Annotated in this window: 16 protein-coding genes and 1 rRNA gene; 9 read left to right on the top strand and 8 right to left on the bottom strand. The window is 71.0% G+C overall.

Going from position 1 to position 18,219, the window contains the following annotated elements:
- Positions 1-86, top strand: a 5S ribosomal RNA gene (gene rrf, locus ACF09J_RS33805); the annotation flags it as partial.
- Positions 87-157: 71 nt separating this feature from the next.
- A complete protein-coding gene (locus tag ACF09J_RS33800; RefSeq protein ID WP_392309289.1) occupies positions 158-733 on the top strand; it encodes a GNAT family N-acetyltransferase in 576 nt (191 codons plus the stop codon).
- Positions 734-755: 22 nt separating this feature from the next.
- Here ACF09J_RS33800 and ACF09J_RS33795 read toward each other — a convergent pair whose 3' ends face one another.
- From ACF09J_RS33795 to ACF09J_RS33770, 6 genes are all read right to left on the bottom strand, one after another.
- Positions 756-2,339, bottom strand: a complete 1,584-nt coding sequence (locus ACF09J_RS33795) for a type VI secretion protein (RefSeq protein WP_392309288.1) — start codon at positions 2,337-2,339, stop codon at positions 756-758.
- An 11-nt stretch (positions 2,340-2,350) separates the two neighbouring features.
- Complete coding sequence (locus tag ACF09J_RS33790) at positions 2,351-3,775, bottom strand: ATP-binding protein (RefSeq protein WP_392309287.1); 1,425 nt, start codon at positions 3,773-3,775, stop codon at positions 2,351-2,353.
- Positions 3,776-3,789: 14 nt separating this feature from the next.
- Positions 3,790-5,349 carry an SCO6880 family protein gene (locus ACF09J_RS33785; RefSeq protein WP_392309286.1) on the bottom strand — a complete coding sequence of 520 codons (1,560 nt, stop codon included), beginning with the start codon at positions 5,347-5,349 and terminating at the stop codon, positions 3,790-3,792.
- Positions 5,346-6,671: a hypothetical protein gene (locus ACF09J_RS33780; RefSeq protein ID WP_392309285.1), complete on the bottom strand. Its 1,326-nt coding sequence runs from the start codon at positions 6,669-6,671 to the stop codon at positions 5,346-5,348. Before ACF09J_RS33780 ends, ACF09J_RS33785 begins: the two co-directional genes overlap by 4 nt.
- Positions 6,661-7,512 (bottom strand): hypothetical protein, encoded by an 852-nt coding sequence (locus tag ACF09J_RS33775; protein ID WP_392309284.1) that lies wholly within the window; start codon positions 7,510-7,512, stop codon positions 6,661-6,663. Before ACF09J_RS33775 ends, ACF09J_RS33780 begins: the two co-directional genes overlap by 11 nt.
- 225 nt (positions 7,513-7,737) lie before the next feature.
- A complete protein-coding gene (locus ACF09J_RS33770; RefSeq protein ID WP_009189392.1) occupies positions 7,738-8,046 on the bottom strand; it encodes a hypothetical protein in 309 nt (102 codons plus the stop codon).
- 446 nt (positions 8,047-8,492) lie between these two features.
- Here ACF09J_RS33770 and ACF09J_RS33765 point away from each other — a divergent pair, with 446 nt between their 5' ends.
- The 3 genes from ACF09J_RS33765 to ACF09J_RS33755 all read left to right on the top strand — a co-directional run bounded on the left by ACF09J_RS33765 (position 8,493) and on the right by ACF09J_RS33755 (position 11,449).
- Entirely contained in the window at positions 8,493-9,347 is an 855-nt protein-coding gene (locus tag ACF09J_RS33765; protein WP_392309283.1) for a trypsin-like serine peptidase, read from the top strand.
- A 143-nt stretch (positions 9,348-9,490) separates the two neighbouring features.
- Positions 9,491-10,492 carry an NlpC/P60 family protein gene (locus ACF09J_RS33760; protein ID WP_392309282.1) on the top strand — a complete coding sequence of 334 codons (1,002 nt, stop codon included), beginning with the start codon at positions 9,491-9,493 and terminating at the stop codon, positions 10,490-10,492.
- Between the two features lie 249 nt (positions 10,493-10,741).
- Positions 10,742-11,449 (top strand): phosphatase PAP2 family protein, encoded by a 708-nt coding sequence (locus ACF09J_RS33755; RefSeq protein ID WP_392309281.1) that lies wholly within the window; start codon positions 10,742-10,744, stop codon positions 11,447-11,449.
- 277 nt (positions 11,450-11,726) lie between these two features.
- On the opposite strand, the gene ACF09J_RS33750 is transcribed toward ACF09J_RS33755, so the two are convergent.
- On the bottom strand, positions 11,727-13,316 hold the full coding sequence (locus ACF09J_RS33750; RefSeq protein ID WP_392309280.1) for an FAD-binding oxidoreductase: 1,590 nt from the start codon (positions 13,314-13,316) through the stop codon (positions 11,727-11,729).
- Positions 13,317-13,762: 446 nt separating this feature from the next.
- Here ACF09J_RS33750 and pstS point away from each other — a divergent pair, with 446 nt between their 5' ends.
- The 4 genes from pstS to pstB all read left to right on the top strand — a co-directional run bounded on the left by pstS (position 13,763) and on the right by pstB (position 17,890).
- On the top strand, positions 13,763-14,890 hold the full coding sequence (gene pstS, locus ACF09J_RS33745; protein ID WP_392309279.1) for a phosphate ABC transporter substrate-binding protein PstS: 1,128 nt from the start codon (positions 13,763-13,765) through the stop codon (positions 14,888-14,890).
- Between the two features lie 101 nt (positions 14,891-14,991).
- Entirely contained in the window at positions 14,992-15,999 is a 1,008-nt protein-coding gene (gene pstC, locus ACF09J_RS33740; protein WP_392309278.1) for a phosphate ABC transporter permease subunit PstC, read from the top strand.
- Complete coding sequence (gene pstA, locus ACF09J_RS33735) at positions 15,996-17,048, top strand: phosphate ABC transporter permease PstA (protein WP_392309277.1); 1,053 nt, start codon at positions 15,996-15,998, stop codon at positions 17,046-17,048. The genes pstC and pstA overlap by 4 nt, the downstream gene beginning before the upstream one ends.
- Positions 17,049-17,113: 65 nt before the next feature.
- On the top strand, positions 17,114-17,890 hold the full coding sequence (pstB, locus tag ACF09J_RS33730) for a phosphate ABC transporter ATP-binding protein PstB (RefSeq protein WP_100569123.1): 777 nt from the start codon (positions 17,114-17,116) through the stop codon (positions 17,888-17,890).
- Positions 17,891-18,017: 127 nt separating this feature from the next.
- Here the strand turns inward: pstB and ACF09J_RS33725 are convergent, their stop codons facing one another.
- The gene (locus tag ACF09J_RS33725) at positions 18,018-18,218 is read right to left on the bottom strand and encodes a DUF5988 family protein (RefSeq protein ID WP_392309276.1); all 201 of its coding nucleotides are present in this window, start codon (positions 18,216-18,218) and stop codon (positions 18,018-18,020) included.
- Between the last annotated feature and the right edge of the window lies 1 nt (position 18,219).

Here is an 18,219-nt window from a genome sequence, read left to right as displayed (position 1 = left end):
GTTACATTCCGAACCCGGAAGCTAAGCCTCACAGCGCCGATGGTACTGCAGGGGGGACCCTGTGGGAGAGTAGGACACCGCCGAACAAATTGTGATGAAAGGGCCCACGCCGAAAAGGTGTGGGCCCTTTCTTTTTTGTTGCACTACCGTGTGCCCCATGAGCAGCACCAGCAGCGCCAACAGCACCGAGCAGTATGTCGTCCGTGCCGTACGCGCCGAAGAGTGGCCCGCCGTGAAGGCGCTGCGGCTGGTCGCGCTCCAGGACCCGGTGGCCCACCTTGCATTCCTGGAGACGTACGACGACGCCGCGGCCAGGCCGGACTCGTTCTGGCAGGAGCGGACGGCCGGGGCTGCCGCGGAGTCGGGCGACGCTCGGCAGTTCATCGTGGAGGGTCCGGACGGCGAGTGGGTCGGTAGCGTGACCGTGCTCGTCGAGGAGGCCGGCACGACGGACTGGGCCGGGCTCCCGGTCGAGCGGCGCCAGGGTCACCTCGTAGGCGTCTATGTGCGGCCCGAGCACCGCGGGTGCGGGCTGACCGAGGTGCTGTTCGACGAGGCCCTGCAATGGGCCTGGGACATCGGCGTGGAGCGGGCGCGGCTGATCGTGCACGAGGACAACGGGCGGGCCCAGCGCTTCTACCGCAGGATCGGTTTCCTGCCGACCGGGATCAGCGTGCCGCTGACGGCCGGCTCGGCGGAGTCCGAACTGGAGTACGTCCTCGAACGCCCCTGAGAGTCCCGGAGACAGGCGGAGGTCACGCCGGCAGTTCGGCGTGCGGCCAGCGGGCGCGGGCCTGTTCGCGGGAGCGGAGCAGGGCCAGCGTGGGCAGCCCCTGGCCGGCCCCGGCGGCCAGCAGCTCCGGGAGCTGGGGAAGCGGGGCGACGGCGGCCACGTCGTCCAGGACGAGCGTGAGTGGTGGGTCGAGGCGACCGGAGGATGACCGTTCGGCCATGCGCCGGCCGCGCTCGACCACGCTTGAGGCGAGTGCCGTCAGGAGGGGCATCGCACCCGGGTTGGTCCGGGGATCCTCGAGGGATTCGCCGACCACATAAAGCGTGCCCCCTTCGTTGACGAAGGAATCCAAGGCGACGGCATCAGTTCGGTTTGGAGTGCAGGCCTCTCGGATGTTGACCGTGAACAGTGAGGCCAGTGCACGGCCGGTCAACTCCTGTGCCATGTCACGGCGTTCGGGATACGAGGTGAGCGAGGCCTCCAGCTCGCCCGCCGAACCGGCGGCGGCCTTGGGGTTCGTGCGGAGGATCCGCACGGCCTCCTGGACCTGTGTGCCCTGCGCCCAGCGGTGGACGTGGCGGATCGCGCGGCCGTCTATGGCGGCGGCGTGCAGGAAGCTGCGCAGAAGGGTCTCCGCGGTGTCGCCGGTCGCCTGGTCCACCTTGGCGGTGGGGCGGACCGGGGCGAGCAGCGCGGCGGCTCTGGCGGCCGCCGTCGCCTTGTCCTCGCAGCCCGCCGTCGGGGACCAGTGGAGGCGGGCCGGGGTGTCGCAGAGGTGGGCGGGGTCGTAGAGGAGGACCGGGCCCAGTTTGGCCCGGGAGTCCTTCGTCTCCTGCCACAGGGCGGGGTTCGACGTGACGACGAGGGCCGGGCCCGCCGCGTCCCGGATCGCCTGGGCCGCGGCCGTCTGCCGGGCCTCGCGCGGGGCGGTCAGGATCGTCTCCCGGCCGCCGACCGGCCCGCCGTGGCCGCCGGCGGCGAGGGGCGCGAGGGGCGTGCCGGCCTGCGCGAGCGGGGCCGCGGGTTCCGCCCGGTCCGCGGGCTGCGGGGCCTCCGCCGCGGTCTCGTGCGGGGCCTCCGCGGGCTGCTGGGCGGCCACGAGTGGCCGGCCGGGGTCCGGGGCCGTCCGCTGGGTGGGGACCTCCTGGGGGACCGGCGCCGGGGTCTCCTGGGGCTGCGGCGCCGTGGCCCGCTTCCGGGCCGCCGCTCTCTCCGCCCGTCGGCGCAGTCTCCCGGCGCGCCAGCGGGCCACGGTGCCCATCACGAACACGGTCAGCACGAACAGCACCATCAACTGGCCGATGAACAGACCCCAGAACAGCCCGTATCCCGACAGCCCCTCCGGCGGAGTGTCGGGCCAGGCGCCGGGGATGTCGTGCGGGTCGGCGATGAGGTGACGCATCGCCGGCGGCGTACGGGTGAAGGCGACCCCGGAGGGCCAGGAGCCGTGGGCGAACAGGCCGGCCAGTCCCGTGGCCGTCCACACCAGCACGGTCATGCCGAGCAGGAAGGCCAGGACACCGACCAGCAGGCCGTCGGGAATGCCGCCCTGGCCGTCCCGACGCACCTGGCGGCCCTGTCCGTGGTCGCGGTCGTCCGGTCTCACGCGCGCGTCCACTAGGCCACCGTCGACTCGGAGGAGCCGTCCAGGTCGCCGATGTGCTGTCCCATGAAGGCCGCCGCCCGCTCCTCAGCCTCCAACTCCGCGGCGCGCAGGGTGTCGTCGGCGAGGCGGTCGTTGGAGGACTCCGTCATGGCGCGGTCGGTGAAGACCAGCGGCCGTTCGGTCTCGGTGACCAGGTGTTTGACCACCTGGACATTGCCGTTGACGTCCCACACCGCGATACCCGGGGTGAGGGTCGGGATGATCTCGACCGCCCATCTGGGCAGGCCGAGCACCCGGCCCGTCGCCCTCGCCTCGTCCGCCTTCTGGGCGTAGATCGTCCTGGTGGAGGCCATCTTCAGGATCGCCGCGGCCTCCTTGGCCGCCGCTCCGTCCACCACGTCGGACAGATGGTGGACGACGGCCACGAATGACAGGCCCAGCCGGCGGCCGAACTTCAGCAGCCGCTGGAAGAGCTGGGCCACGAACGGGCTGTTGATGATGTGCCAGGCCTCCTCGACCAGGAAGATGCGCTTCTTGCGGTCGGGGCGGATCCAGGTGTGCTCCAGCCACACGCCGACGATCGCCATCAGGATCGGCATGGCGATGGAGTTGCGGTCGATGTGGGACAGGTCGAAGACGATCAGGGGTGCGTCCAGATCGATGCCGACCGTGGTGGGGCCGTCGAACATGCCGCGCAGGTCACCGTCGACCAGCCGGTCCAGGACCAGCGCCACGTCCAGGCCCCAGGCCCGTACGTCGTCTATGGCGACGTTCATCGCCTCGGCCGACTCCGGCTCGGGGTGCCGGAGTTGCTCGACGATGTCCGACAGCACCGGCTGGCGTTCCACGATCGTCTCGTTGACGTAGGCGTGGGCGACCTTCAGCGCGAAGCCGGAGCGCTCGTCGAGGCCGTGCCCCATCGCGACCTCGATGATGGTGCGCAGCAGCGCGAGCTGGCCCGTGGTCGTGATCGACGGGTCCAGGGGGTTGAGCCGGATGCCGTGGTCCAGGGCCGCCATCGGGTCCAGCCGGATCGGCGTTATGCCCAGCTCCTCCGCGATGAGGTTCCATTCGCCCACCCCGTCCTCGCCCTGGGCGTCCAGGACGACGACCTGGCGGTCGCGGAAGCGGAGCTGGCGCAGGACGTAGGTCTTCTCCAGCGCCGACTTGCCGTTGCCGGACTCGCCGAGGACCAGCCAGTGCGGGGCGGGGAGCTGCTGGCCGTAGAGCTGGAAGGGGTCGTAGATGTAGCCCTTTCCGGAGTACACCTCGCGGCCGATGATGACGCCCGAGTCGCCGAGGCCGGGCGCGGCGGTGGGCAGGTAGACCGCCTGGGCCTGGCCCGTGGACGTTCTCACCGGCAGCCGGGTCGTCTCCACCTTCCCGAACAGGAAGGATGTGAAGGCGTCCGTGAGTGCGGTCAGCGGGTCCCGCATCAGAGCATCAGCCCCTACCGTCGGATTCCGGTGGCGAACGGGAGCGTGTTCACGAAGGCGCGGTGGTGCTCGCGGTCGCACCACTCGAGTTTCAGGTAGGACTTCCCGGCCGACGCCCTGATCGTCCGCTTGTCGCGGGCCAGGGACTCGGGGGAGCGGGAGGACACGGTGATCCAGCCGACCAGGTTGACGCCGGCCGCGCCGCTGGCGAGGTCCTCGCCGCGCTGGTCGAGGCGGCTGTGGGCGGCCACGTCGCGCGGGTCCACGGTGCGGTTCATCTTCGCCGCGCGGCTGGCCTCGGCGACGTCGTTGGTCTTCTCGGTCAGCATGCGCTCGATGGCGACCTCGGTGGGTTCGAGGTCCATCGTGACGGCGACGGTGCGGATGACGTCCGGGGTGTGGACGAGGAGCGGCGCGAGGAAGTTCACGCCGACCGGGGTCATCGGCCATTCCTTCACCCAGGCGGTGGCGTGGCACCAGGGGGCGCGGGTCGTCGACTCGCGGGTCTTGGCCTGGAGGTACGTCGGCTCCATGGCGTCCAGCTCGGCCGGCCAGGCGTTGCGCTTGGTCATCGCCTGGATGTGGTCGATCGGGTGGTCCGGGTCGTACATGGAGTGGATCAGCGAGGCCAGCCGCCCCTGACCGAGCGGCTGCCGTACGCGGATGTCGGCCTCCTGGAGCCGGGAGCAGATGTCGGTCAGCTCGCGGGCCATGACGACGGCGAGTCCGGCGTCCCGGTCCAGTTTGCGGCCCGCGTGGGGCCGGGCGGCGCGCGCCATGGCGTGGGCCTCGGCGGCGAGTTCGCGGGTGTAGTGCATGCAGGCGACGAGGTAGGCGCGGTGCTGCTCGCTGCTGGTGGACACCATGGACTGCAGTTGGTCGTAGGACTGCTGGAGCCAGTGCGGTGCGCGTTCGTCCCCGCGTACGGTGACGTCCTTGGCGTGGGCGTCGGGGTCGGCGGGGAGGGTGCGGGCGAGCATCTGCAGGCGGGTGACGAAGCCGTCGCCGTTGGCCACGTGCTTGAGCAGGGTGCCGAAGCGGTCGACGAGGGCCTCCTGGTCCTCGGAGTCGCGCAGGCCGACGCCGGGGCCCTCGATCTCGATGGCGGCGGTGACCGTCTTGCGGTCGGCGTGCAGCAGTACGGCGATCTCGTCCGGCCCGAACGGCGCGGCGAGCCAGGAGATCCGGCCGATGCCGGGCGGCGGCCCGATCTCGACCTCGCGGCCGTCCAGGCTCGTTCCGGCCTCCATCACGCCGGAGCGGTAGACGGCGCCGCGCTTGACGGTGCGCTTGTAGCTGCGGTTGATCTCGAACCACTTGTAGAAGGTGCGGTGCCGGTAGGGGACGTAGACCGCGGCCAGGGCCAGCAGCGGGAAGCCCGTCAGCAGCAGGATGCGCAGGGGCAGCACCGGGACGAGCAGGCCGCACATCATGCCGATGAACGCGCCCGCGATGATCAGGGCGATCTCGCCGGTCTCGCGGTTGCGGCCGACGATCGCGTTCGGCCGGGCGCGGCCGATCAGATAGGTACGGCGGGACGCGACCGTGTGGGACACGTGGGAGTCGGTCGTCAACGTCCTTCACCTCCCGGGCGGTTGGTACTGCTGTTGCGGGTGCTTCCGGCGTGGGGGGAGTTCACCGGGCTGGGTGCGCGGGGAGCGGGTGCGGCGGATCCGCCGCCGCCGCCCGGGACGCGCGCGCCGTGCGCGGCGACGCCGCCGGAGGCCGGGTTGGCCGGGCGGGGGGCGGACGACTGGCCGCCGCCGTTGCTGTCGGCCCGGGTGCTGTGGGTCTTGATGCCCTGCGCGACGAGGGTGGCCGGGGAGCTGATGACCGCGGCGGCCTTGCCCTCGGCGCCGCGCATGATGCGGTTGTTGCGGCCGGCCGCGATCTCGTCGCCGAAGCCCGGGACGAACCGGTAGATCATGGCGCTGGCGAAGATGGCCAGCAGGATGATCGCGAGGCCGGAGACGACCGCGGAGAAGGCGCCGGGGCCGTTGTCGCCGGAGGAGAGCGCCCCGGCGAGCCCGAGCACGATCACGATGACCGGCTTCACCAGGATCACCGCGATCATGATTCCGGCCCAGCGGCGCACGTGCCCCCACAGGTTCTTGTCGACCAGTCCGGCGTAGACGACGGTGCCGAGCAGGGCGCCGACGTAGAGCAGGGCGGCGCGGATGACGAGCTCCAGCCAGAGCACGCCGGCGGCGAGGATGGAGACCAGGGAGACGACTATCAGCATGATCGGTCCGCCGCCGATGTTCTCGCCCTTGCCGAGCGCGGCGGAGAACGTGCCGAAGAAGGAGCCCGCCTGGTCGCCGGTGGCCTTGGCGAGGACGTCGGAGACGCCGTCGGTGGCCGAGACGACCGTGTAGAGGATCAGCGGGGTGAAGGCCGAGGCGAGCACGGTCAGCCACAGGAAGCCGATCGCCTCGGAGATGGCGGTGGACAGCGGCACGCCGCGCACGGCCCGCTTGGCGACGGCCAGCAGCCAGAGCAGCAGCGTGAGCACGGTCGAGGCGGCGAACACGACCGCGTACTGCTGTAGGAACTTCTGGTTGGTGAAGTCGACGTTCGCGGTCTCCTGCACGGCCTTGCTGAGCTTGGTGACGGTCCAGGACGCGGCGTCGGCACAGCCCTTGGCGAGGGAGGAGAGGGGGTCGAGGGTGGAAGTGGGGTCGGTGGTGAGGCCGTTGGACCTCCCTCCGCCGCTTCCCTTTTCGCAGTACTCCTTGGCGGGGCCACGGATCAGGCCGCACGGGTCCTTGCTGCTCGTCGGCGAGGGGCTCGGGCCGGGGGAGGGGTCGGCGGCGGCGCGGGTGGCCAGCAGCACGGCGGCGGCCTGCACGGCGGCGACGGCGGCCGTCACCTTGGACAAACGGTGGTTAGCGCGCATACGTGAACCCTCCGTACTCCTCGACGGCCTTCGTCATGTCGTCGGCGGTGGAGGCCTTCTGGTCGCGGCCGATCGGCACGGGGCCGTCCTCCTGCTGGAAGTCGGTGATCTTCCAGTCGTTGTCGACCCACGTCAGCTGGTACGTGGTGGTGTACCAGCTCTCGGTCACAGGGTTGGTCGACGCCTCCCCGGACAGGCCGAAGAGCGAGGTGTACCAGACCGCGACGGCCGCCTTGCTCGCGCTGACCGAGGTGATCCTGGTGCCCACCGGGACGACCCGGGAGATGAACGTCTGGCCGGCCGGTGCGGCGCCGTCCTTGCCGAGGCCTATGTTGCTGAGGAACTTCTCGCTCGAGTACGCGCTGTCCAGGTCGGACTGGCGGCGGGCGGCGACCTCGGGAGCGTAGACGGCGTTCACGATCCGGTGCCGCTGGTCGGCTTGGAACATGTCCGCCGAGCCGAGGGCCACCGAATAGTTCGCGGCGGCGCTCTGCGCGCCCTGTTCGTCGTGGGCGAAGCCCGACGGGATGCCGTCCGTCTTCGTGTGCACCGGCTGCTTGCCGGTGGCCGCGGTGGCGGCCGCCTTGGGCTTGTCGGCGTTGCCGTCGGTGGCGGGGGAGCGGCCTCCCGAGCGGTTCGCGAAGGCGATCGCGGCGATGAGGAGGACGACGACGGCGACCACCGTGATCAGGCTGCGCGAGGACGAGCGGCCGCCGCGCCGCGCGCCTCCGTAGGGGTCGCCGGGCCGGTCCGGGAGCCGGGTGCGGGTCTGCCCGCCCGCGTACGGCCCGTCGTCGGCGCGCGCCGAATCGCCGTACCCGTGCCCGTCCGATCGACTCATGCCCCGTACGCCCCCTCGACCTCGTACCGGAATGCCTGGAAGTACGACGGTAGCCGTGCTGGTTCCCGCGTGGACGCGGTGTGGTGACTCGACATCAGGGAAACGCAACCTCAGCCGGTGGGCACGGTGGGTGGGTAGGGGCAGCGGGGGCACCGGGCGCGCCCGGAGGGTCTGGCCGGCGGTGCGCACGGGGCGCCGTGCGCGGCATGCGCGGGTATGCGCCGGTTACACGGCCATGCCGTACACGATGGTGAAGAGCGTGCCGAGCGAGCCGATGATGAACACGCCCGTCAGGCCGGCGATGATCAGGCCCTTGCCCTGTTCGGCACTGAACGTGTCGCGCAGGGCCGTGGCGCCGATGCGCTGCTTGGCGGCGCCCCAGACGGCGATGCCGAGGCAGAGCAGGATGGCCACGGCCATCACCACCTCGATCATCACCTTCGCCTCGTTGCCCAGGCTGCCGAAGGGGCCCCAGTTCGGAGCGATCCCGCCGATGATGGTGTTGATGTCTCCCTTGTCGGCCGCAAAGAGCATGTAAGTCACCGCCCCTGTTGGGTAGTTCCGCGTCCCCTGCCCTCTTGCAGAGGTCAGGCTCATTCTCGCCGACAATGACGCCGCCGTATGTCGACTTGGCGGCATTGCCTGTGGGTTTCGTACGTATGGTCACTCTGTGTATCACGGCAGGTCACGCCGGGCAATGAAGTCCGACCGCAACCCGTGATGTGGTTCCGTCGTTGACGTTTCTCACGTGTCGGCAAGGGTTCTGACGACCAGTCGGGTGAGCGGTCGTCCGTGGCCGATGGTCTCACGCTTCTCCGTGCCGGCACCGTGTTCGCGTCGCCCTCGGCTGCGTCCCGGCGGGCGGGGTCGCGTCGGGGGAGGCGGTGTGAGGCCGGTCATACGATGAACGGGCGTTTCACAGGAGAATCTCAGGTAAGTCGGGGTCTGTTTCTCATCCCCGTCCGTCACAGTGGAGCCTGATGAAGCGCACCTCAGGTATCGAGAGCCTCGCTGGTCGCACACGTCCCGGGCGTCGCCGGGCCGGTGCGCGGGCGCTGTTCGCCCTGCTGGTGCTGCTCGCCGTGACCTCGGTCTCCGTCGCGGCCGCGCACGACGGACCGGGACCCCTCGGGGTGATCGGTCCGCACGGGGTGACCGGCCCGTTCGTCGAGCCTGAACCGCTCGGGGTCACGGCCGTCACGTCGAGGACGCCGCAGAGTGCCCGGGTCGGGGCGTTGTTCGGCGCGGACAAGGCCGGTGATCTGGCCGGCAACCACTTCTGCACGGCCTCGGTGGTGCACAGTCCCCACCGCGATCTCGTCGTCACCGCCGCGCACTGCCTGGGCGGGGACTCCGACCTGGTGTTCGTGCCGGGGTACCGGGACGGTCGGGCGCCCTACGGGGTGTGGACGGTCAAGCAGCGTTTCCTGCCCGACGACTGGACCGCGCACCAGGACGAGGACAGCGACATGGCCTTCGCCGTGATCGCCCCGCGGGACGGCAAGGGCGTCGAGGATGCCGTCGGCGCCAACCGGTTCGTCACCGGGGCGGAGACCGGGGCGAGCGCGGTCACCCTGACCGGCTACCCGGACTCCCGCGAGGTGCCCATCAGCTGCACCAACCGGCCGCAGACCCACAGCGGCACCCAGCAGCGCATCGACTGCCCGGAGTTCACCGGCGGCACCAGCGGCAGCCCGTGGATCAACGGCGACCAGGAGGTCGTCGGCGTGCTCGGCGGGCACGAGGCGGGCGGCTCGACGGCGGACACGTCGTACAGCGTGGTGCTGGGGGCCGCCGCGGCGCAGCTCTACAAGGACGCGTCGGCCGTTCCCTGATCCGCGTCGCGCTCCCCCGCCGCGGGGTCGCACGGCGGCCGGTCGCCGTGCTGCACTGCGCCCGTGTGTGATCACCTGGAAAGCGCCGCGGGCGCCTCTACACTGTCGTCGGCGGACTCCCGTGCGACGAGGGGCGGTTGACGGTGCGTAAGGCATGGATCGTGGCGGTCGCCGCCGTCGCTTCCGGGCTCAGCTTCGTCGCCCTGCTGGTCGTCGGCGTGTACATCACCGCGGGGAACATCGCGGGCGGGGCGGGCGGCGGGGCCGTGGGGCTCGCGAAGGGTGCCGTGCCGGCCGCGTACCAGTCCCTCGTGCAGAGATGGGGCAGCCTCTGCTCCGCGATCAACCCGGCTCTGCTGGCGGCCCAGTTGTACCAGGAGAGCGGGTTCAACCCGAACGCCAGGAGCCCCGCCGCGGCGCAGGGGATAGCGCAGTTCATCCCGAGCACCTGGGCCACGCACGGCATCGACGGCGACGGCGACGGGAAGGCGGACGTCTGGAACCCGGGTGACGCGATTCCGTCGGCCGCCTCCTACGACTGCGAACTCGCCTCGTACGTCAAGGACGTGCCGGGCGACGTCACGCACAACATGCTCGCGGCCTACAACGCGGGGGCCTACGCGGTCATCAAATACGGTGGCGTGCCGCCGTACGCGGAGACGCGGAACTACGTGAAGACGATCACGACCCTGGAGAAGAGCTTCGCCGCGCCCGTCACCCGCGTCGACCCCTCCCGGCAGGCCGCGGCGGCCATCACGTACGCGCAGAGCAAGCTGGGCACGCGCTATCTGTGGGGCGGCAACGGTACCCCTGAGCAGGGCGGACGATTCGACTGCTCGGGCCTGACCAAGGCCGCCTACGAGAGCGTGGGGGTCATGCTGCCGCGGGTCGCCAACGACCAGTACAACGCCGGGCCGCACCCCAAGCGGGACGAACTGCTGCCGGGTGACCTGGTGTTCTTCTCCGACGACCTGGCCAACTCGCGGGCCATCCGGCACGTCGGCATCTACGTCGGCGGCGGGTACATGATCGACGCGCCGAGGCCGGGCGCCGTGATCCGCTTCGATCCCGTCGACACACCCGACTACTTCGGGGCCACCAGGGTCACCGAGGATGGCGCGAAAGCGCTCCCCTCCGCGGTGTGAGCGGAGCGTGAGCCACCCCCCTGAGCTGCGGCGACGAGTCTCTCTTCGATAACGTCTGCGTGATCGTTCGGTGGAGTTCGGAACGCATCGATCGAGGTCGTGCGTTGCTGATGACGTAGCCAAGTGGATGTCCGGTGGCGTGCGGATCCTGCGCGCGTGCAGCGGAAGCGGATCTACGACCACGGGGGTGGGCAGGAGCGGCGCACGCCGGGTGCGCCCGCGACGACACGACGAAGGGGCCGCAGCAGGATGGCTGGACTCGCCGAATCCGGGTCGAACCCCGACGTCGACCTGCTCTACGACATCAACAGCCTGGCCAGGGACGCCCCGCGCTGGTTCGACCGGGTCATGGAGTTCGTCGGTGAGTACGGGCTGCTGCTCGCCATGGTGCTGCTCGTGCTGGGGTGCTGGTGGTCCGTGCGGCGCCGGGGCGGTCAGGGGGCGGCGGCCGCCGTCGCCGCGCTGGTGTGGGCGCCGCTGGCGGCCGGCCTCGCGGTGCTCGTGAACGTGCCGATAAGGGGCTTCGTGCAGCGGCCCCGGCCCTTCCTGGACCATCAGGGCCTGGATGTCCTGGTGCCAGGCAAGACCGACTACTCCTTCGTGAGCGATCACGCGACGATCACCATGGCGATGGCGGTCGCGCTGTTCGTCGTCGACCGGCGCTTCGGCCTGGCCGGGATCGGGCTGGCGCTGTTCGAGGGGTTCTGCCGGGTCTACATGGGCGTGCACTATCCGACGGACGTGGTCGGAGGGTTCGCGCTCGGTACGGCTGTCGCTCTGCTGCTCTCCCCCCTGGCCATGGCTCTGCTCACGCCGCTGATGAAGGCGGTCGAGGGGTCGGCGTGGGGCGGCCGGCTGGTGCGGGCGCGGCGTACCGGCGGTGCGGGCGACGCGGTGGTCTCGGGCTGCCCCGCCGACGAGCGGGCGTCGGCGGAGGACCGGGACCTGGCGGCGTAGGGCCGCCCCCGGCGCCCCGCTGTCCTGCCCGGGCCGTCCGCTGCCGGGTCCGGCGGGTGGCCGGTCGGCTCCGGCGGCCGGTCCGCCGGCCTCGCGGACGGCTCGCCGGGCCTTGCGGGTGGCCCGCCGGGTCTCATCGGCAGCCTGCCGGGTCTTACAGGCGGTCCGCGGGTCTCACGGCCAGCCTGCCGGGTCTTACAGGCAGTCCGCCGGCTCTCCGGGTGGCTCGCCGGGCCTTACAGGCGGTCCGCCGGGTCTCCGGGTGGTCCGCCCGGTCTTACAGGCCCTGCGGGTACGAGAAGAAGTCCTGTGGGTCGTACTGCCGCTTCAGCTTGGCCAGGCGGGTCGCCGCGTCGCCGTAGTAGGCCGTGCGCCAGTTCTTGAGGGTGGGGTCGCTGTAGTTCTGGTAGGCCGCTCCGGAGGCGTAGGGCCGCATGGCGTCGTGCGCGGAGGTCAGCCAGGACTGGGCCGCCGCGCCGGTGGTGCCCGGGCGCCAGGAGGCGACGTACTGGGCCAGCATGCGTGAGCGGCGGTGGACGAAGGCCGTCGCCGTCGGGGAGACCCGGTTGACCGCCCCGCCGAGCGCGGTGAACGCGATGCTGCCCGCGCCGCCCCGCACCGAGGGCAGCTGCGCCACCAGCGTGCGGATGCCGGCCGAGGACAGGGAGCGGTCGAAGAAGTCCGAGCGGGCCGCGTAGGTCTCGCGGCCGAGCCTGCCCTGCGGGGAGCGGCCGGGCGTCGTGCCCGGCAGGTGGCACTGGGCCTCCACGGGGAAGGACGAGCAGCCGGCGTAGGCGTCCATGGCCTGCCAGTACGAGTGGCGCCTGAGCGACACGCTCGACGCCGGGGCGCCGACTCCCGCGGCCAGGCGGTCCACCGCGTTCTGCAGCGCGCCGTAGGTGCCCAGGGAGAAGGCGGCCACGGACACGGTGGGCGTGCGGCCCGCCGTGTTCTCCAGGTGCAGCGAGGACCAGATCTCGTCCGGCTGCCCGGGCCCCCACTCCTGCCAGGCCTTCATCACCGCCGCGGCCTTCGCCCACGGCCAGGTCAGGTACGCCGACACGGCCTGCGGTGCGGGGTGGGTCCTGAACCGCAGTTCGGTGACGACGCCGAAGTTGCCATTGCCCGCGCCGCGCAGCGCCCAGAACAGGTCCTTGTTGTGGGTGGCGTCGGCGGTCAGCTGCCGGCCGTCCGCGGTGATGAGGGTGGCCCCGGTCAGGCTGTCGCAGGTCAGGCCGTAGGCGCGGGCGACGACTCCGTGGCCGCCGCCCAGCACCAGCCCGGAGATGCCCACGGTCGGGCAGGAGCCGCCGGGGATCGTGACGCCCTTCGCGGTGAGCGTGCGGTAGATGTCGATGAGCTTGGCGCCGGCGCCGATCACCGCGGAGGAGCCGCTCGCCCGTATCCGGCTGAGCTTGGAGACGTCGATGATCAGCCGGCCGTCGCCGGAGGACCAGCCGCCGTAGGAGTGGCCGCCGTTGCGGATGGCGACGCGGAGGCGGTGGGCGTGGGCGTAGGACAGGACGGTCCGGACGTCGTCGGCGTTGGCCACGTAGGCGACCGCGGCGGGCCTGAGGTTGTCGAAGCGGGTGTTGTAGAGCTGCCTGGCGGTCGTCCAGGAGGCGTCGCCGGGGCGCACCAGGGTGCCGTGCAGGGAGCGGGCGAGCGCGGCCCAGCCGGTGGCGGACGGGGTGCTGGCCGTGCTGAGCGCCGCACGAGCGGAGGCCGCGTCGGGGGCCGCCGGCATCTGTGTGGCGGTCGTCCTGGCCGCCGCCCCGGCCGAGGCGCCTCTGCCGCCGCTGCACGCGCTCGTCGCGGCCGCGGCGAGCGCGGCCGCGCCGCCCCCCAGGAAAGTCCGCCGTTCCATGCCCGCACCTCCTGAGCGTTCCTGCGGAACGAGACGACGAGGCGGCCCGGAGGGTTCCGGGGAACCGCGCCGCAGGATTGCCACAGTACGGCGGTCGGGGCGTCACCGACACGCGAACGCGGGCCGCCTCGGTCGCGCGGGCCGCCGGCGCGGTGCGGTCCGCGAGGTGGGGAACGCGGCGTCCTCCGGTGTCCGGTCGCGCCCCGTGCCCATGGCCGCGAGCCTGCCCCGGCCATGTCTCCTTCCGTGGCCTCGACGTAAGCATTCCGTGACCTCACCGCACTGTCGGCAGGGGTTCACCCCTCGTTCACTTCCGGCCATCGGCGGCTTCACCTGTTCTGCCTAATTTCGGCCTTACCCGGTGCTGATGCGCAGGACGGTGCATCGGTGTCGTCCACACCCTCGCACGCCGCCGAACAGGACGGCGGCTCCTGGAAGGAACTCAAGTGAAGCTTCAGCGCAAGACCCGGCGGGCACTCGCTCTCGGCGCACTCGCCGTCTCCGGCGCCCTGGCCCTCACGGCGTGCGGCTCTGACGACACCGGCAAGAACAACGCCGGCAGCGACAGCAGCACCGCGGCCTCCAACAGCTCCATCAAGTGTGACGACGCCAAGGGCCAGCTCCTCGCCGACGGCTCCTCGGCGCAGAAGAACGCGATCGACGCCTGGGTGAAGCAGTTCAGCCAGGCCTGTGGCGTGCAGATCAACTACAAGGGCGGCGGCTCCGGCGCCGGTGTCACGGCGTTCACCCAGGGCCAGGTCGCCTTCGCCGGCTCCGACTCGGCGCTGAAGCCCGAAGAGGTCACCGCCTCCCAGAAGATCTGCACCGGCGGCGGTCAGGGCATCGACCTGCCGATGGTCGGCGGCCCGATCGCGGTCGGCTACAACGTCCCGGGCGTGGACAGCCTGGTCCTCGACGCCCCCACCCTGGCGAAGATCTTCGACAGCAAGATCAAGAACTGGGACGACGCGGCGATCAAGAAGCTGAACCCCGACGCCAAGCTGCCCAACCTCAAGATCCAGGCGTTCCACCGCTCGGACGAGTCCGGCACCACGGACAACTTCACCAAGTACCTGAAGGCCGCCACCCCCGCGAACTGGAAGTACGAGGGCGGCAAGGCCTGGCAGGCCAAGGGCGGCCAGGCTGCTCCGCAGTCCTCGGGTGTGGCCCAGCAGGTGAAGCAGACCCGGGGCGCGATCGGCTACTTCGAGCTGTCGTACGCCAAGGACATGACCACGGTCGACATCAACACGGGTGCCGCCGCCCCGGTCAAGGCCACAGTCGAGAACGCCACCAAGGCCATCGCGGACGCCAAGGTCGTCGGCACCGGCAGCGACCTGGCTCTGCAGCTCAACTACAACACCAAGGCCGAGGGTGCCTACCCGATGGTCCTGGTCACGTACGAGATCGTCTGCGACAAGGGCAACAAGGCCGACACCCTGCCGGCCACCAAGGCGTTCCTGCGCTACATCGCCAGTGAGGACGGCCAGAGCATCCTCACCGCGAACGACTACGCGCCGATCCCTGACGCGATCATCAGCAAGGTCCGCACCACCATCGACGGCCTGAGCTGATCCGAGTGCGGCCCGGCCCCCCTGACGGGGCCGGGCCGCACCGTCCGGTGCACCGCCGCCAGGAGCCGTACCGCGTACGTCTCCGCAGACCGGAGATCCCGATGGACATATCGACTCATACGACAGGCGCCGACGCGCCTTCCCCCCGACCGACCGCGGCCGAGCAGAAGCGCGCCGCCCGCGGTGCCACCCGTCCCGGAGACCGGATCTTCCTCGGCCTCACCCGTGGGTCGGGCATCCTGCTGCTGGTGGTCATGGCCGCGATCGCGGTCTTCCTGACCTACCGTGCCTCCCTGGCGATCAGCAAGGACCACGGCAACTTCCTGACCACCTTCGAGTGGAACACCGGCCTTCAGCCGCCGGTCTTCGGCATCGCCGTGCTGGCCTTCGGCACGGTGGTCTCCTCGATCATCGCCATGGTCATCGCCGTCCCCGTGGCGGTCGCCATCGCGCTCTTCCTCACGCACTACGCCCCGCGCCGCCTGAGCGGCCCCATCGCGTACGTGATCGACCTGCTCGCCGCCGTGCCGTCCATCGTGTTCGGTCTGTGGGGCGCGCTGGTCCTGGTCCCGCACCTGGACGGCCTGTTCGGCTGGCTGAACGACTACCTCGGCTGGACCGGCGTCTTCTCCTGGGAGGGCGGCGCGCCCCGCTCGCTGCTCACCGTCGGCATCCTGCTGGCGATCATGATCCTGCCGATCATCACCAACGTCAGCCGCGAGGTGTTCCGCCAGGTCCCGCGGATGCACGAGGAGGCGGCCCTGGCTCTCGGCGCCACGCGCTGGGAGGTCATCCGCATGTCGGTGCTGCCCTTCGGGCGCTCCGGCGTGATCTCCGCCTCGATGCTCGGTCTCGGCCGCGCGCTCGGCGAGACGATGGCCGTCGCCACCGTGCTGTCGCCGACCTTCACCATCGGCGCCAGCCTGCTCAACCCGGGCGGCGGCACCTTCGCCCAGAACATCGCCAGCAAGTTCAGCGAGGCGTCGGAGTACGGCCGTGACGCGCTGATCGCCTCCGGCCTGGTCCTGTTCGTCATCACTCTGCTGGTCAACGGCGCGGCCCGCCTGATCATCGCCCGCCGCAAGGACTACTCGGGGGCCAACGCATGAGCCACGCAGCCATCGCCGACCAGCGCTCCAGCAGCCTGCGCGGCGCCAGCCTGCCCAAGTGGTCCCCGTGGGCCATCGCCGCCGGCTCCCTGGCCGCCGCGGTCGCCATCGGCCTGGCCGGCGGCCTGCACAGCCGTGTCCAGTGGGGCCTGATCGCCGCGGTCCTCTTCGTCCTCGGCACCTACGGCGTCGCCGCCCGCGTCGAGGGCCGCCGCCAGGCCAAGGACCGGGTCGCGACCAGCCTCGTCTGGGTCGCCTTCCTGCTCGCCCTGGTGCCGCTGGTCTCCCTGGTCTGGACGACCGTCCAGCGCGGGGTGAAGGTCCTGGACGGCTACTTCCTGACCCACTCGATGGGCCTGGTCGCCGACAACGAGCCGGGCGGCGGCATCTACCACGCCATCATCGGCAGCCTGGAGCAGGTCGGCCTCGCCACCCTGATCGGCGCGCCGGTCGGCGTGCTCACCGCGGTCTACCTGGTGGAGTACGGGCGCGGCAACCTCGCCCGGGCCGTGACCTTCTTCGTCGACGTCATGACCGGCATCCCGTCGATCGTCGCGGGCCTGTTCATCCTCAGCCTGATGCTGATCTTCAAGATGCAGCCCTTCGGCTTCGCCGGCTCGCTGGCCCTGGCCATCCTGATGATGCCCGTCGTGGTCCGCTCCACGGAGGAGATGCTCAAGCTCGTACCGAACGAGCTGCGGGAGGCGTCCCTCGCCCTGGGAGTGCCCAAGTGGCGCACGATCCTGCGGGTGGTCCTGCCGACCTCCGTCGGCGGCATCACGACCGGCATCGTGCTGGCCATCGCCCGTATCGCCGGTGAGACCGCGCCCGTGCTGCTGCTGGTCTTCGGCAACCCGTTCATCAACACGAACCCCTTCGAGGGGGCGCAGTCCTCGCTGCCGCTGTACATCTACCAGCAGTACACGAACAGCACGGGCCCGGGCGCGGCGTACGACCGCGCGTGGGCGGCCTCGCTCACCCTCATCGCCTTCGTGATGATCCTCAACCTCGTGGCCCGCGGCATCGCCCGCTGGAAGGCCCCCCGTTAACGATCTGCGGCTGCTGCCGCGCGGGGCCTGTCAGCGACCCCCGGACTTTTGGAAGTGAAGTAGTCATGGCCAAGCGAATCGATGTGAGCGGGCTCACCGCCTACTACGGCGCCCACAAGGCGATCGAGGACATCTCGATGACGGTCGAGCCGCGCTCGGTGACGGCGTTCATCGGCCCCTCCGGCTGCGGCAAGTCGACGTTCCTGCGCACCCTCAACCGCATGCACGAGGTCACCCCGGGCGGCCGCGTCGAGGGCAAGGTGCTCCTGGACGAGGAGGACCTCTACGGCGCCGGGGTCGACCCGGTGGCCGTGCGCCGCGAAGTGGGCATGGTCTTCCAGCGCCCGAACCCGTTCCCCACCATGTCGATCTTCGACAACGTGGCGGCGGGACTGCGGCTGAACGGCAACTACCGCAAGAGCGAGCTGGGCGACATCGTCGAGAAGTCGCTCAAGGGCGCGAACCTCTGGAACGAGGTCAAGGACCGTCTGAACAAGCCCGGCTCGGGTCTGTCCGGCGGTCAGCAGCAGCGTCTGTGCATCGCCCGCGCCATCGCGGTCGAGCCGAAGGTGCTGCTCATGGACGAGCCCTGCTCCGCCCTCGACCCGATCTCCACGCTCGCCATCGAGGACCTGATCGGCGAGCTGAAGGAGCGCTTCACGATCGTCATCGTGACGCACAACATGCAGCAGGCGGCGCGCGTCTCGGACCGTACGGCGTTCTTCAACCTGGCGGCCGTGGGCAAGCCGGGCCGGCTGATCGAGATCGACGAGACCGAGCGGATCTTCTCCAACCCGTCCGTGCAGGCGACCGAGGACTACATCTCCGGCCGCTTCGGCTAGAGCGTCCTCCCACAGATCCCTCGCGGCGCTGCATGGCGGTGCCGCCGCGAGGTGGCAGAAGGGCCCGCCCCCGGCTCCCGGGGGCGGGCCCGCACGCTTTCACCGGCCGGGGTGTGCGCCCGGCCGCTCACTCGGCGACTTCGGTGCGCTCCCACCACCGGTAGACGGTGACCTGTCCTTCCTTGCTGTCCTCGTGGCGCGAGGTGACCTTGTAGTGCTCGTATCCCCCGAGGTGCGGGATCTTCAGTTCCTGTCCGGGAGGGACCACCGGCACCACGGTGCCCGCGAGATCCTCCGGCCCGCCTTCGAGGAGTGCCTTGCTCGTCATG

The sequence above is a fragment of the Streptomyces sp. NPDC014889 genome (assembly GCF_043081205.1).
In the GTDB taxonomy this organism is placed as follows: Bacteria; Actinomycetota; Actinomycetes; order Streptomycetales; family Streptomycetaceae; genus Streptomyces.
This window is presented reverse-complemented; position numbering and strand designations above follow the sequence as displayed.